This window comes from Brucella sp. LJL56, from assembly GCF_054871705.1.
This window is the reverse complement of sequence record NZ_JBTXLQ010000007.1, coordinates 193,742-208,117: the sequence shown is the minus strand read 5'-3', so window position 1 is coordinate 208,117 and position 14,376 is coordinate 193,742. Positions and strand designations below refer to the sequence as shown.

Genomic DNA, 14,376 nt, shown 5'->3' with positions numbered 1-14,376 from the left:
CATTACATCATTCGTCGGATACCTTGCGCGGTGTGTCGCCATCCTGCCCGCGTCGCCAATAGGCGACAATAAGCTGGCGATCCTTCGGAATATTACGTTCCTTGCGCATATAGGTGCGGATCGACCGGAACGCGTTGAACTCGCAACCGGCCCAGACGTAAATGTCTTCCTCGTCTTCCGGCAGTTCAACCGCACGCACCGCATCCTGCAACAATGTCGTCGTTCCGGCTTCTGCACCGTCGCGGTTCAGCCACTGTAAGTCGACGTTCGCGCGAGAAGCGAGTGCCTGTTCTTCCGAAGCACTGCCGATCTCCACGCGCACGACCGCTTTGGTTCCTTCAGGCAACCGCTCCAAAATGCGCCCGATGGCGGGCAGCGCGGTTTCATCGCCTGCAAGCAGATACCACTTCGCATCGCCTGCATCACCGCCGCCCGGACCGGTCATCCCGACAATATCGCCCGGCTTGGCGCTGACAGCCCAGCCAGAACCAGGCGCATCGCAATCATCGCCATGAACGACCATATCAATATCCACCCATCCGGCTGCTGGATCGATGTTGCGGATCGTATAGACACGTGTGGCAAGCTTGGCTTCGCCATCCGGCCAGACAGGACGGCCATCTTCGCCGGTTGTGGGCCATTGCGGCTTGGCAAGACCTTCCGGTGGAAACAGCAGGCGGATATGAAGACCCAACTGCGAGAAGCGGAACAAGTTTTCGCCCTTCAGACGAATACGACGCATATGCGGCGTTACATTCGACACTGCGACGACCTGCATCTCGCGGAAATAGGGCAGCGGCAGCCCAGCGGCCCCATCACCTTCCCAGATAATCTTCGGTTTGGCGCTGCCCTTGTCGAGAAATTCCAGCACATGTTCGGCGATGGAGTATTTCATATAGGCAAGACCGGTTTCGTCCTCGCTCTTGACGTCGACGCTGACCGTTTCTTCATCCCATTCGACATCCGCCTGACCGAAGCTCAGCACCAGCTTGGCCGTGCTGCCCTGACGATGCACGTCGGCATGCTCGACAAAATGATCAAGAAGCTGATTGACCACATGACCAGCGTTCGTGAGCGCAAAGCGGGTGTTGGCGTTGAGTTCGGACATACCCCGTCCTCCTTTGGGAAATAGTTTTCCCAGCCTTACCCGAATATAACATGACTATTCAAGTCATCATTTCGGTTTGAACCCGCAATAAATCGTGACGGGCAGCGCCTGCCGCCAGACATCGAAGGAGCCAAGTGGCGCGGCTTGAGCGACACCAAGGCGCGTCAATTCTCCGCCGAATTTTTCACGCCAGTTAAAAAGCAGCATCTCGCTTTGCAAGGTCACGGCATTGGCAACAAGCCGCCCACCCGGTTTCAGGGAATCCCAGCAGGTTTCGATAACCCTGTCGTCGGTAACACCACCGCCGATGAAAATCGCATCGGGCGCTTCCAGCGCTTCCAGCGCAAACGGTGCCTCGCCCCTGACCAACTGCAATCCGGGAACACCCAAAGCCGCGCGATTTCGCTCTATCATCACTTGCCGCTGTTCATTCGTTTCGATGGCAATCGCACGACATGAAGGATGAACGCGCATCCACTCAATACCAATGGATCCGCAACCGGCACCAACATCCCAAAGCAGTTGGCGCGGCAATGGCTGCAATCGCGACAGCGTGACTGCACGAACGTCGCGCTTGGTCAGTTGTCCATCATTCTCAAACGCTTCATCAGGCAAACCGGTGACAGGAGAAAACACGTTCGCTTCCGGCGCAGCGACACATTCGATTGCCAGCACATTAAGATCGGCACAGTTTTCGTGCGGCCAACCTTCAGCACTGCCGCTGATAAGCTTTTCCTTTGACCCGCCAAGATGCTCAAGCACCGTCAGAGCACTGTGGCCAAAGCCTTTGGCCTTGAGAAGTGCTGCAGCTTTTGCGGGCGTTGTGCCATCATTGCTGAGCACGAGAATTCTCTCTCCTGGCAGAAGATGCGGTACCAGCAATTCAAACGGACGCCCATGGACGCTCACTGTGCGGACGTCCTGTAAAGGCCAAATCATCCGACTTGCAGCTAGAGAAAACGATGATGGAAAGGGAATAATCTGAAGTTCTTCGGGAGAAAAATGCCGGGACAAGGATGCGCCCACGCCAAAAAACATCGGATCGCTGCTTGCCAGCACAACGACCGGCTGGCCACGATATACCTCAATCATCGCAAAAGCTTCGTCGAATGGAGACGGCCAGGCCACGCGCTCGGCTGTGATATCGCTGTTCAGAAAATCCAGATGCCGCTTGCCACCGAAAATGACGGCAGCATTGATGAGCGCGTCGCGGGCGTTCTTTCCAAGGCCCGCCAGTCCATCCTCGCCAATACCGATAACCGTCAGCCAGCAGCTCATTAACGTTGCTCCTTTTCTTTGTTCGTATGGCGGGCCAGTAGCAAGTGCAAGCGGCAAGGCGTATAAGGCTGAAATGTCGAGCCAGCAAATCAATCAATCGCTGCAAGTCCAATCGGACAGGCGCAACGCCTGCCCCGGACTTTCGCGTATGGTCATGGCCAGGGATGGGGCTATTGCCCGTATCAAACTGAGGCTCGGTCGCCTGTCAGCCGATCAGGCGCGTTCGATTGCCACAATAGCCGAACGTTTCGACGCAGGCGCAATAGAGTTGTCGATTCGCTCCAATGTCCAGTTGCGCGGTATTGCGCCCAAGCATTGGGAAAATGTCGTCGCAGCGCTGCATGAAGCTGGCCTCGGCGCTGATAATCCCGGTGCAGACGACATACGCAATGTGATGGTTAGTCCCACGGCAGGCATTGATCGCGGCCAGATATGCAACGTCACGGAACTGGCCACGTCCCTGCTCGACACGTTGCAGGCGAATGAGGTTTTCTATGCCCTTTCGCCAAAATTCTCGTTGCAGATCGATGGCGGCGAAAACTGCGCGACAATTTCCCATCCAGGCGACATCTGGCTTTCGGCGATAGACGACGGAACCTTTGCGTTTGGCCTTGCTTCGTCTCCCGACAAGCGAGCGCTCGGGGCTATAGAAGCACAACACGCCCTGCCCTTTATCGAAGCATTGCTGCATCGCTTTTTGCGCCATGGTGGCTTGGCGCGGATGAAGCATCTGTTCGAAATCATTTCGCAATCGGAGTTTCTGGCGGGTCTGAACCGGGAATTGTCGTTCCCTATTCACCCAGCCACCGACTGGAAGCGTAAAGCACCGACGCCATCTTCGCATCTCGGCAACAATCAGCAGTCTGACGGATCGTTTTATGTTGGCGCCATGCCGCTCATGGGACGGCTGACACCGTACCAACTCACGAAGCTGGCAAATCTCTCCGACAGTGGAAAAAATGAACTGCGCCTTACGCCGTGGCAAGGCATCATTCTGCCCCATATGAGCGAGGCAAAGACAACCGCAATTACCGAAAAACTTCGTTCGCTTGACCTCAAAACAACAGTTGATACCCCACATGCGCGACTTCGTGCCTGTTCCGGGTCGAAAGGCTGCGCTTCCGCGCTCGCAGACACCCAGACGGACGGCGAGGAACTTGCTTCCCATTTGGCATGCGGAACGACATCCATCCACATCACAGGATGCGCCAAATCATGCGCCGCACTTGCACCTTTGCCGCACACGCTTCTGGCGCGTTCGGCGGGTCGATACGATCTATATACGCAAGACACGTTTCCAAAAGACGGGGCTGGACCATCGCGCTTCGGACGGCTATTGGCGACAGATATCACCATTGACGAAGCGGCGCGCCTTCTGAACGCCCGACACTGATTAGAGTGGCCACCATGACAGACTATATTCGCGACGGACAGGCGATCTATGACCGGTCTTTCGCCATCATCCGTGCCGAGGCCGATCTAAGCCGGATACCTGCCGATCTGGAAAAGCTTGCAGTCCGTGTCATTCACGCCTGCGGCATGGTGGATGTGGTCAACGACCTCGCTTTCTCGGAAGGTGCGGGCCAAGCCGGGCGCGATGCCTTGCATGCGGGCACGCCCATTCTCTGCGATGCACGCATGGTGGCCGAAGGCATCACCCGCTCCCGGTTGCCTGCCAATAATCAAGTTATCTGCACGCTTGGCGACCCATCGGTTCCGGAGCTTGCAACGAAAATCGGCAATACTCGCTCGGCAGCAGCGCTCGACCTCTGGCTGCCGCATCTTGGCAACAGTATCGTTGCAATCGGCAATGCGCCGACCGCCCTCTTCCGCCTGTTCGAATTGCTGGATGCTGGCGCGCCAAAACCTGCGCTCATCATCGGCATGCCGGTCGGCTTTGTCGGCGCGGCAGAATCCAAGGACGAACTCGCTGCAAACAGCCGCGGCATTCCTTATGTGATTGTACGCGGAAGACGCGGCGGCAGCGCCATGACGGCAGCGGCGGTCAATGCGCTCGCGTCGGAGCGCGAATAATGGCGGCAAAAGGCAGACTGTTTGGCCTGGGCGTCGGCCCCGGAGATCCCGAACTGATAACGTTGAAAGCGCTCCGCCTTCTCAAAAGTGCGCCGGTCGTAGCCTATCACGCCGCGAAGGGCAAGAAGGGCAACGCCCTCACGATAATTGAGGAATATCTTTCGCCTGAACAGGTTCTGGTACCGCTCATCTATCCTGTGACGACGGAAAAGCTCCCGGCGCATATGGATTACGAACAGATCGTCAGCGATTTCTATGGCGAGATAACGAGCACGATCGCGAGCCATCTTGATCGCGGCCAGGATGTTGCTGTGATCGCGGAGGGCGATCCGTTTTTCTACGGTTCGTTCATGTATATTCATGACCGGCTTGCTGACAAGTATGAAACGGAAGTCGTGCCCGGCGTCTGCTCCGTCCTCGGCGCTTCGGCTGTGCTGGGCGCACCGCTTGTCTATCGCAATCAGACATTATCCGTCCTCTCAGGCGTCATGAGCGCAGAAGAACTGACGCGGCGGCTTGCAGATACGGGAGCTGCGGCCATCATGAAGCTTGGTAAAAATCTCGACAAGGTTCGCGCTGTGCTCGGCGATCTTGGCCTCATGGACCGTGCGCTCTATGTCGAGCGCGCCACCATGGCCAATCAGCGCATTGTGCCGCTTGCCGAAGTTGATGGCAGCAACTGCCCCTATTTCTCGATCATTCTCGTTCCGGGGCAAAAATGGAACGGTGCATGATCCCTGCGATTCTGGTTCTCGGAGAAGCAGCAGTGCCTGCCGCGCAACGCATCGCGACAGCTCTGCAGCATGCCGAAATACGCGGCCTCCAGAACCGTGTTGCGTCGCTGGACAACACTTTCGTGCATTTCGGCGATGCGGTCAGATCGCTTTACGAAGAAGGTCGCCCCATCATTGCGCTTTGCGCAGCCGGTATCGTGATCCGGGCGCTTGCCCCTCTTCTGCAGAACAAACGCATCGAACCGCCGGTTCTGGCCGTAGCCGAAGATGGAAGCGCGGTTGTGCCGCTTCTGGGCGGTCTCTCCGGCGTCAACGACATGGCTCGGCAGATTGCAGCAGCACTTGAGGTCGCGCCTGCCATAACCACGTCCGGCGAATTGCGGTTCGGGATCAATCTGCTACACCCGCCTGCTGAACTGACCCTTGCCAATCCTGACGACGCGAAAAACTTCATGTCGAACCTGCTTGCGGGGCAGAAACTGCGCCTCAATGGAAAATCGCGCTGGCTTACGGAATCCAGATTACCTTTTGCCAACGATGGCGTGCTGACGGTCACCATAAGTCCGCACCTCCGTCCATCTCGCTTGAACGAGCTGACCTACCATCCGCGCGCTGTAGCAATTGCCGTAGATACGATCAGCGATAGCGTTCAGAACGATATTGAAAATGCGCTTGCCGAAGCGAGGATAGCCCGGCCGTCTCTGGCATTGCTTCTCGCCCATGAGAAGGATTGCGCTTCTCCACTGCTTCATAAGGCAGCGATCAATCTCGATATTCCGCTGCGCTATGTGGCAGATGCAAAGAGTACCCGTGAACTCGTCCTTCGTTCAGTGGAACAGCCCGTTGAATTGATAGAGGGCAACGGGCTTGCTATTGCCGTGGCTGCCACCCCGGCAGATGTGCTACTTGTCGGTCGAAAACGCGGCAAACTGGTCGTTATCGGCCTTGGGCCCGGATCACGAGACCTGATGACGCCCGCTGTTCAGCATGAGCTGGAACAGGCCGAAGACATTCTCGGCTATGAGACCTATGTGCGGATGGCCGAGGAGAACCTTCGCCCTTTCCGCACCGATCAGACCATCCATATGACCGACAATCGCGAGGAAATGCAGCGCGCGCGCCATGCATTCGAACTGGCGGCTTCCGGGCGGCATGTCGCCATGGTTTCATCAGGCGATCCCGGCGTCTTTGCGATGGCCGCGGCAGTTGTCGAGGCGCTTCATGAAACGGACAATCCTGCATGGCAAGGCGTGGAGCTCGTCATCCAGCCCGGAATTTCCGCTGCAATGGCCGCCGCGTCACGTATCGGAGCGCCGCTGGGGCATGATTTCTGTATCATTTCACTGTCGGACAATCTGAAGCCCTGGAAAATCATCGAGAAGCGCCTTGCGCTCGCTGCTGAAGCCGATCTCGCCATGGCATTCTACAATCCCATCTCTAAAGCGCGTCCACATCAGCTTGGTTGCGCACTTGAAATCCTGCGCCAATATCGGTCCCCTGACACGCCGATTGTCCTTGGACGAGACATAGGCAGGCCGGCAGAGACGACACGCACAACCACGCTCGGCGCACTGACACCGGATGATGTCGACATGCGAACCGTGGTGATTGTGGGCTCGTCCCACACGCAGGTTTTTGCAAAGTCCGACGGCAGGAAATGGGTTTATACGCCGCGCTGGTACGGTGAAAAGCCAGAGAAATGACAAACAAAAAGGCAGGGAAAACCCTGCCTTTTTCATATGTTAGCTCTGATTGTTGAATCAGTTCTTCTTCGCCTTGGTCTTTTTCGGCTGGGTAGCTGCGGCGGCATCTGCCTTGGCTGCTGCGGCTTCGGCTGCAATCTGATCCGCGCTCTTCGGCGACGTATCGATAACGGCGCGCACACCGCCCTTGGCGCTTACCTGGCAAACAGCCGTACGCAGATCGACCTTGAGGTCGACATCGGTGCCACCGGCAGCGCCCGGACGGGAGTTGACGGCGGAAATAGCATGTTCCGGCAGGAAATACTTGTTGGCCGCGGCGGTGATGCAAGGCTGCGCGAGCGCAGGGTCGACATAAGCGGTCGGCGTGAAACGTGGCAGTGAAATCGTCGGCGCGCTGATCGGAGCGTCGGTCTTGCCCGGCGTCGCTGTCGTGGTCGGAACAGTCGTCGTGCAGGCAGCGGCAAGCGGGGCCAACATGGCAATGGCTAGAAAACGGGCTCCAGTGCGGGCGCGTCCGTACATGATCTACCTCATAGGATCTGCTGAGCAGGTAAAATTTTAAGTTCGATAACTATTCGGTTTTGCTCGATTGTCGAGTGGCAGGAAGGTCACATTGCCAGAATTTCGATTCGCATCCACAGTCTGACGTCACTGTTTTGCGAGAATCCAGTTCAGCATCTCACGCCAGTCGGACATTCGGATCGGCGTACCGTGATTGCCGCTCTCGAAACGCCGGAACTGAACCGGATAGCCCGGCGCGCGCTTGCGTATTTCACGATAGAAGGCTTCCTGCTTGTCTATGGCAAAAACCGGATCACGGCTGCCATGTCCGAAGAAGACCGGCACGCGTTTTTTGAATGCGGGTGACTTGAAAAATCCATCATCCCAAAGCGAACCGAGCAAAATGAGGCCAGCAAGCTGGTTACCCGCCTTTTCATTGGAGGCTATGCGCCAGCATAGTGTTCCGCCTTGCGAACCGCAGGACAGGATCAACGGAGCATTTGGCGACGATGCCTTGGCTGCTTCAATCAGCCCGGCAATCTGAGCCTCGCCTGTATCGGCAAAATCCTTGAAATCCGGCGTGATATAGAGACCGCCATTCAATGCGGCGAGATTCTTCACACGGTTGAAATTGCCGCCAAAGGTAAAATCATTCATGCCCTGCAGGCGATTGCCACCCCGACCATGCAGGTAGATGATGATAAAGGACGCACCTTCGCGTTTGCCCGCTGTCATGGCCTTCACCGGCCCGGCGGCGGTCTGAAAGGTGACATCCTTCTGGTAAGCGCGCGCCTTCAGCGAGACATAGGCATCCTTCACACGCTTTTCGGGCACCGCATCGCGCCCGTTGATATCGCGCATCTCGTTGTAGTCGATGACCTTGTAATCACCATTGTCAGCGCTGCTGATAATGCCGGGATAGGCGAAATAATCGTCCTTATACGGCGGCAGAGACGCTGCCCACGATGCCATCACAGCCGAAAACAGAAACAATGCCCCAAACAGGCCACCCATTCCATGCTTCGACATTCTATGGCTCATAGGATTACAGCTCCAGCGTATGGTAGCGCCTGTTGAGATAGACCAGCGCCTCGTCCTCGGATTTGGACCGCAGGCCCACGACTTCCCCGAAGAGCACGTGATGCGTGGAATGATCCTGTACGCTGACCACACGGCAGTCGAAAGCGGCAAGCGCACCCTGCAATATGGGGGCCCCGGTTACCTGAACATCCCAGCGCGCCAGTTCGAAGCGCTCATCCTGCGTCAGTCCGATACGGCCAGAAAATGCATCCGCAAGCTGCTGATGCGACCCCGCGAGCGTATTGACGGCGAAAACACCGTTTTCGATGAACAGCCGGTTTTCTTCGTGAATTTTCTGCAGGCAGATCAGGATCGTCGGCGGATTGTCCGACACCGAACAGGCGGCAGTCAGCGTCAAACCACGTCTTCCCGCACTACCGGCGGTCGTGACGATCTGCACTGCACCCGCATAATGGCTCATGGCATCGCGGTAGGACTTGGATTCTACCGAAGCTGCACTTGAAATGATGTTCTTAATCGTTTGCACGTCAAACAGAATCCGTCTTGCCCAAGGGCATGTCACCTGAAGCCAGCTACCTTAATAACAAGCCACAATAACGGCCCATATAACGGGGCCCCATAACGGGCATTGCACAAAGGCGAGGAAACAGCTACCCACTTTTCGTTGAAAATGCCACGAATTGTTTAATGAAGACGGATCACGTGATCGAGTTAGGGAAACGTCCGACTGCAGTGCTGACAAGCATCATCCTTACACTGCTGGCCAGTTCGGTACTGGCACAGGCGGAGGATATGCGCATTGGGCTTGCGGCACCTCTGTCCGGAACCTTCGCTCCATTGGGCAATCAGTTGGCTGAAGGCGCCCGCGTCGCAGCAGCAGCGAAAGGCGCGGAACTTGTCGCTTCCGATGATCGTTGCGATGCCGAAGGCGGCAAAGAAGCCGCAGAACGGTTCGTGAAGGAAAGCGTCCGGGTCGCAACCGGCTTTCTATGCCCGGAAGCACTGGAGGCAGCGCTCCCTATCCTCACGGCGGGAAACATCCCCATTGTGGCATCAGGTGTCAGCGAACCCACACTGACCGAACGGCGCGCATCTGCGCCAATGGCGGTATTTCGTCTTGCAACCGGGTTAGACAAGGAAACGCAAGCGACGGGAAGTTTTCTCGGCAGCCTTTGGCGTGCACAGGCTTTCGCAATCATCGATGACGGCACGATTGAAGGGCGCGAGCGCGCGGCGCGCGTTTTGGCCCGTCTCAAGGAACAACAGCTACAGCCGGTATTTATCGACACCTATCGGCCAGGGCTTGATAATCAAAATGCGCTAGTCGCCCGGTTGCGACGCGCAGGCGCTACCCATGTTTACGTCGGCGGTGAGCGAGATGATATTGCGGCTATAGGCACAAGCGCTACCGCGCTCAACTATCCGCTGACGATCGCAGGTGGCAGCCTTTTGGAAGCCACTTCTGGCGCCCAGCCCTTAAGTCAGGGCACGTTGATGATCGCACCGCTCCGGCCGCAGGATCTGTCGACGGCGAAGCCCGCAATTGATGCATTACGTCAGGCCGGGAAACTTGCAGATGCCTATGCAGTCACCGGTTTTGCCAGCATCGAAATCGCTGCGGACGTGATCAAGCGTGCAGACGAGCAGAAGCAGCCGATTATCGACACAATCCGCAATAATTCCTTTGAAACCGTCCTCGGGACGATCAAGTTCGACGGCGACGGCATCCGAACAGACAACCCGAACCGCCTGCAACGTTTCGACGGCAAACGGTTTGTGCTAGCCGACAAGTAGTCCAATCAGGCTTACAGCGATCACGAGCCCGGTCATCAGGCTCATTGTCGACCAGAAAAGGTGAAGCGCCGCATCGATATCGTCGGCGTTGGCGTCGCGTTTGCCGGATGCATTCAGCATAGGCCCCTCGACTTTGTCCGCTCCATATTGACGCGGACCGGCCAGCGCCAGTCCCAGCCCGCCTGCAAAAGCCGATTCCGGCCAGCCAGCATTGGGCGAGCGATGCAGGCGCGCATCACGCCACATGACGGAGAACGCCTCTCGTCCCGAAAGCCTGTCTTTCGTGATCGCAGTGGCAAGAGAAGCAAGCAGCCCGGTCAGCCGGGCGGGGATATAATTGGCCACATCGTCCAGCTTTGCCGCGAAGCGTCCGAAATGACGATAGCGATCATTCAGATGACCGATCATCGAGTCAGCCGTATTAATCAGCTTGTAGGCGAACAAACCCGGCAATCCACCGACCAGAAACCAGAATGCGGGCGCGATAATGCCGTCCGAAGCGTTCTCTGCGAGACTTTCTATCGCTGCACGGCTGACGCCACCTTCATCAAGATGTTCGGGATTACGCCCGACGATCATCGACACAGCCCGGCGACCACCCTCGATCCCCTCCTCACGCAATGCCAGCGCGACCGCCTGTACATGATCGGCCAGGCTTTTTTGTGCAAGCAGTACCGTCACGATAAGGATTTCGGCAATTGCACCAGCAGTTCCGGCATAGGGCAACAAGCTTTCAATGACGAGCCCCGTAACCACGCAGGCCGACACGAGTCCGATCATCAGCCACATGCCGTTTCGACGAAGATTCGCCGCAGAGAAATTACGATTGTTCCAGCGCTTCTCACCCCACGAAATTGCTTTCCCGAACAGGACGACGGGGTGCGGAATTCTCTGCCACAGCCGTGGCGGGTCGCCGACAAAGCGATCGAGAAGGAGCGCAAGCGAAAGGACAATCAGCTTTATTTCCATGAGCTTGACCAGAAAAACTGAATCAAAATTTCAACGCCTTTTCAAACCGCGCAAGCGCCACATCGTCCAAAGGCAAACCAATGCGCAACCAGCGCGACGCGTAATTGAATTTCCGGACCAGAATATGTCTCTCGCACAACCTGGTATAAATTCCGAGTGCATCCGCATGTTCGACGAGCGAAAACAACGCCGTTCCGCCAATTTCTTTCAGGCCGCTTTTTTCCAGAGCAGCCGACAATTTGAGCCGCCGCAGATCAATACGCGCGCGATAACCGGCAAGAGCTTCGGCATCGTTGAAGGCATGGCTGGCGATTGCGAGCGCCGGACCGCAAACCGCCCATGGGCCAAGCCGCCGCTCCAATGCCTCGACGAAACGGCCTCCCGCAATTGCAAAACCCAGACGCACGCCAGCCAGCCCGAAGAACTTGCCGAAGGATTTCAGCACGATCATCGGTGCATCTTCCACATTTACCGCGACGCTGACGGCTTCATGCGCATCAGCGAAAGCCTCATCAACAACGAGAAATCCGCCGCGAGCACCGAGCTTTTGCGAAAGACGCAGGAGAGCCTCTTTCGAAATCACACGACCGTCGGGATTGTTCGGATTAACGATGACTGCCGCAGTCGCCTCGTCTGGAATTTCGTCAATCGTCGCGCATTGCACGGCCTTCCAGCCGGAAGCGGAAAATGAGGCCGCGTGCTCCTGATAGGTCGGCCCGAGGACGGCAACCGTCGACGGGGCAGCCAGCGTCGGAACGAGCTGAATCAGAGCCTGCGTGCCGGGCGCCGCAACAATTGATGCTTTCTCGTTCAGCCGATAATAGATGCGGGCCAGTCGCAGCGTTTCCTGCAACAGCCCTTCATCCGGCAGGCGGTTCCAGATTGCCGGTGTCAGTTCGGGAAGTGGAAAATGCTCGGGATTGATACCCGTCGAAAGGTCGAGCCAATCTTGCAGCCTGCCGCCAAAACGCGCGACGGCCCTGTCGAGAGCACCTCCATGCTCGATTTCTACGCTCAAGCTTTCTCTCCGCAAAAATCGATGACATGCATGAACGAGCCTGAAACGGAACCGACGCGCAGGCCCACCTCACCAACATCGTCGCCGACAGCATCACGTGCACGGAAAAGACGATCAGCCTTTCCTTCACGCACGATGCTGGCATAGTGAAACTCATGCGCCTTCAATGGCTCCGTCCAGGGAGAGCCTGCAAGCGGTTCCAGCATGCGGTAGCCGAGATGCAATTTTCTTTTCGCAAAGCTCGTCTCAAGCGGTAGAAGACCCAGCATGGGGTGGGCAACCCCCTCTGCATCCTGCAAGCTCTCGCCGAGAACCATGTAGCCGCCGCATTCGCCGTAAATCGTCAGCCCACGTGCTGCGGCTTCGCGTATACCCGCCTGAAAACGTCCGGCCTGCGCCAAACGCCCTGCGTGCAATTCAGGATAACCGCCCGGCAGATAGATCGCGTCGGCATCCTGTCTCGGAGACTCATCGCCGAGCGGCGAGAAGAACGAAATTTCCACCCCTCGCCTGCGCCAGCCTTCGAACAAATGCGCATAAGCAAAGGCGAATGCATCGTCACGGGCAACAGCAACATGATTGCCAAACGGCTTCAGACGCGGAACATTGGCCATCGCATCGTACCGCTTCGGTCGCGACCAGATGCCTTGAAGTGCACCCATGTCGATATGCGTTTCCATCACATCGGCAGCATGCTCAAGAAAGCTTTCAAGATCGGAATGCTCACCAGCCTGCACCAGCCCCAGGTGTCTTTCTGGCAGCGAAAGAGCGGCATCACGAGGCAAGGCACCAAGAACCGGAATGCCGAGCGGCTCCAGCGCGCCGCGCAACATTGCCTCATGGCGAGGGCTACCGACGCGATTGAGGATAATTCCAGCAATCAGCACGTCCTTGCGGAACTGGCTGAACCCCCAGACCAGCGCGGCAATGGAGTGTGATTGCCGCGCGCAATCCACCACCAGCACCACCGGCAGATCGAGAAGTCGGGCCAGATCGGCAGAAGAACCCTTACCGTCTATGGCTCCGTCAAAGAGCCCCATCATGCCTTCAGCAACCAGAAGTCTGGCGCCGCTTTCAGTCATACGGGAAGACAATGCGCTGATAAGTTCGGGTCGCATCGCCCAAGGGTCCAGATTGAAGCACTCCATCCCGCTTGCAGCCTTGTGATAGGCGGGGTCGATATAGTCGGGACCGACCTTCACCGGCGCAAGCGTTTCTCCGCGCCGTTTCAAGGCGCGCAGCAAACCCAGCGTTACGGTTGTCTTGCCAGACCCAGAAGCTGGCGCTGCTATCATGAACCCCTTCACGCGCTTTGCACTCCCTCATTTTGGTTTCGTCTGGAAAGTGGGTCACCCGACAGGACTTTACCGCTTAACGCGCCCATCCAGTCCAGCCCGGCACGCAGACGAACCACTTCGCCTACAACCACGATTGCAGGCGGGTTCAGTCCCGCCGCTTCAACATCATTCGCAGCCCGCGCCAATGTCGTTTCAAGCACAGTCTGGTTAGGCAGGCTCGCATTACACACGAACGCAACGGGCTCATCCGGCGAACGCCCCGCCTCGATCAGCCGCTTAGCGATAAGGTCTATATGTTTCATCGCCATATACATGACGATAACCGGCGCTGACCTGGCAATCCCGATCCAGTTGATCCCATCAGGCATCGAGCCGCTGGCATCGTGACCGGTCAGAAACGTCACCGATTGATTGATATCGCGATGGGTAGCGGCAATACCTGCATAGGCAAGGCCGCCGATTCCTGCCGTCACTCCGGGAACGATGCGAAACGGAACGCCATGTTCCACCAAGGTCAGCGCCTCTTCTGCTCCCCGCCCAAACACGAACGGATCGCCGCCTTTCAGGCGCAGCACCTTCTTGCCCTGTTTCGCAAGTTCTACAAGCCGCAGGGAAATATCGCGCTGTTTCGGCGAAGGCTTGCCGCCGCGTTTGCCAGCATATTCCAGAACAGCGTCTGCATTCTTGAGAGACAGACAGGCATCATCCACCAGCGCATCGTAAACGATGACATCCGCCTGCTGCAAAGCGTTGACAGCGTGGAGGGTCAAGAGACCGGGGTCACCCGGTCCAGCTCCCACGAGCCAGACGTGGCCGGGTTCCATCACAGGCAGGGTCACTTTGCTCTTCGCAATGACACATGCAGCCGGTTCTTCAGCCTTGTTCATTCTCGTCAACC

The 14,376-nt window shown here is 57.2% G+C and carries 14 protein-coding genes; 5 read left to right on the top strand and 9 right to left on the bottom strand.

The features are described from left to right. Window positions 1-7: 7 nt before the first annotated feature. Window positions 8-1,108: a DUF2218 domain-containing protein gene (locus tag ACYSN1_RS18055; RefSeq protein ID WP_461726947.1), complete on the bottom strand. Its 1,101-nt coding sequence runs from the start codon at window positions 1,106-1,108 to the stop codon at window positions 8-10. Between the two features lie 66 nt (window positions 1,109-1,174). Further along, complete coding sequence (gene cbiE / locus ACYSN1_RS18050; protein ID WP_461726946.1) at window positions 1,175-2,386, bottom strand: precorrin-6y C5,15-methyltransferase (decarboxylating) subunit CbiE; 1,212 nt, start codon at window positions 2,384-2,386, stop codon at window positions 1,175-1,177. A gap of 73 nt (window positions 2,387-2,459) precedes the next feature. Between cbiE and cobG the strand changes: the two genes are divergently transcribed. The 4 genes from cobG to cobJ are packed head-to-tail and all read left to right on the top strand — an operon-like array spanning window position 2,460 to window position 6,857. Then, the gene (cobG, locus tag ACYSN1_RS18045; protein ID WP_461726945.1) at window positions 2,460-3,779 is read left to right on the top strand and encodes a precorrin-3B synthase; all 1,320 of its coding nucleotides are present in this window, start codon (window positions 2,460-2,462) and stop codon (window positions 3,777-3,779) included. A 14-nt stretch (window positions 3,780-3,793) separates the two neighbouring features. Beyond that, window positions 3,794-4,420 (top strand): precorrin-8X methylmutase, encoded by a 627-nt coding sequence (locus ACYSN1_RS18040; RefSeq protein ID WP_461726944.1) that lies wholly within the window; start codon window positions 3,794-3,796, stop codon window positions 4,418-4,420. Beyond that, window positions 4,420-5,154: a precorrin-2 C(20)-methyltransferase gene (locus tag ACYSN1_RS18035; RefSeq protein ID WP_461726943.1), complete on the top strand. Its 735-nt coding sequence runs from the start codon at window positions 4,420-4,422 to the stop codon at window positions 5,152-5,154. Before ACYSN1_RS18040 ends, ACYSN1_RS18035 begins: the two co-directional genes overlap by 1 nt. Further along, window positions 5,151-6,857, top strand: coding sequence for a precorrin-3B C(17)-methyltransferase (gene cobJ / locus ACYSN1_RS18030; RefSeq protein ID WP_461726942.1), 1,707 nt, complete (start codon window positions 5,151-5,153; stop codon window positions 6,855-6,857). Before ACYSN1_RS18035 ends, cobJ begins: the two co-directional genes overlap by 4 nt. 57 nt (window positions 6,858-6,914) lie before the next feature. On the opposite strand, the gene ACYSN1_RS18025 is transcribed toward cobJ, so the two are convergent. The 3 genes from ACYSN1_RS18025 to ACYSN1_RS18015 form a co-directional block, all read right to left on the bottom strand. Beyond that, entirely contained in the window at window positions 6,915-7,379 is a 465-nt protein-coding gene (locus ACYSN1_RS18025; protein WP_461726941.1) for a hypothetical protein, read from the bottom strand. Between the two features lie 126 nt (window positions 7,380-7,505). Further along, window positions 7,506-8,387, bottom strand: coding sequence for an alpha/beta hydrolase (locus tag ACYSN1_RS18020; protein ID WP_461726940.1), 882 nt, complete (start codon window positions 8,385-8,387; stop codon window positions 7,506-7,508). Window positions 8,388-8,403: 16 nt separating this feature from the next. Continuing rightward, window positions 8,404-8,925, bottom strand: a complete 522-nt coding sequence (locus tag ACYSN1_RS18015) for a flavin reductase (protein ID WP_071630221.1) — start codon at window positions 8,923-8,925, stop codon at window positions 8,404-8,406. Window positions 8,926-9,101: 176 nt separating this feature from the next. Here ACYSN1_RS18015 and ACYSN1_RS18010 point away from each other — a divergent pair, with 176 nt between their 5' ends. After that, window positions 9,102-10,193 (top strand): branched-chain amino acid ABC transporter substrate-binding protein, encoded by a 1,092-nt coding sequence (locus ACYSN1_RS18010; protein ID WP_461726987.1) that lies wholly within the window; start codon window positions 9,102-9,104, stop codon window positions 10,191-10,193. Here ACYSN1_RS18010 and cbiB read toward each other — a convergent pair. The 4 genes from cbiB to cobA are packed head-to-tail and all read right to left on the bottom strand — an operon-like array spanning window position 10,179 to window position 14,365. Then, complete coding sequence (gene cbiB, locus ACYSN1_RS18005) at window positions 10,179-11,162, bottom strand: adenosylcobinamide-phosphate synthase CbiB (protein WP_461726939.1); 984 nt, start codon at window positions 11,160-11,162, stop codon at window positions 10,179-10,181. The two genes, ACYSN1_RS18010 and cbiB, sit on opposite strands and share 15 nt — an antisense overlap. A gap of 22 nt (window positions 11,163-11,184) precedes the next feature. Continuing rightward, window positions 11,185-12,180, bottom strand: coding sequence for a threonine-phosphate decarboxylase CobD (gene cobD / locus ACYSN1_RS18000; protein ID WP_461726938.1), 996 nt, complete (start codon window positions 12,178-12,180; stop codon window positions 11,185-11,187). After that, on the bottom strand, window positions 12,177-13,487 hold the full coding sequence (locus tag ACYSN1_RS17995) for a cobyrinate a,c-diamide synthase (protein WP_461726937.1): 1,311 nt from the start codon (window positions 13,485-13,487) through the stop codon (window positions 12,177-12,179). Before ACYSN1_RS17995 ends, cobD begins: the two co-directional genes overlap by 4 nt. Then, a complete protein-coding gene (gene cobA, locus ACYSN1_RS17990) occupies window positions 13,484-14,365 on the bottom strand; it encodes a uroporphyrinogen-III C-methyltransferase (protein WP_461726936.1) in 882 nt (293 codons plus the stop codon). The genes ACYSN1_RS17995 and cobA overlap by 4 nt, the downstream gene beginning before the upstream one ends. Between the last annotated feature and the right edge of the window lie 11 nt (window positions 14,366-14,376).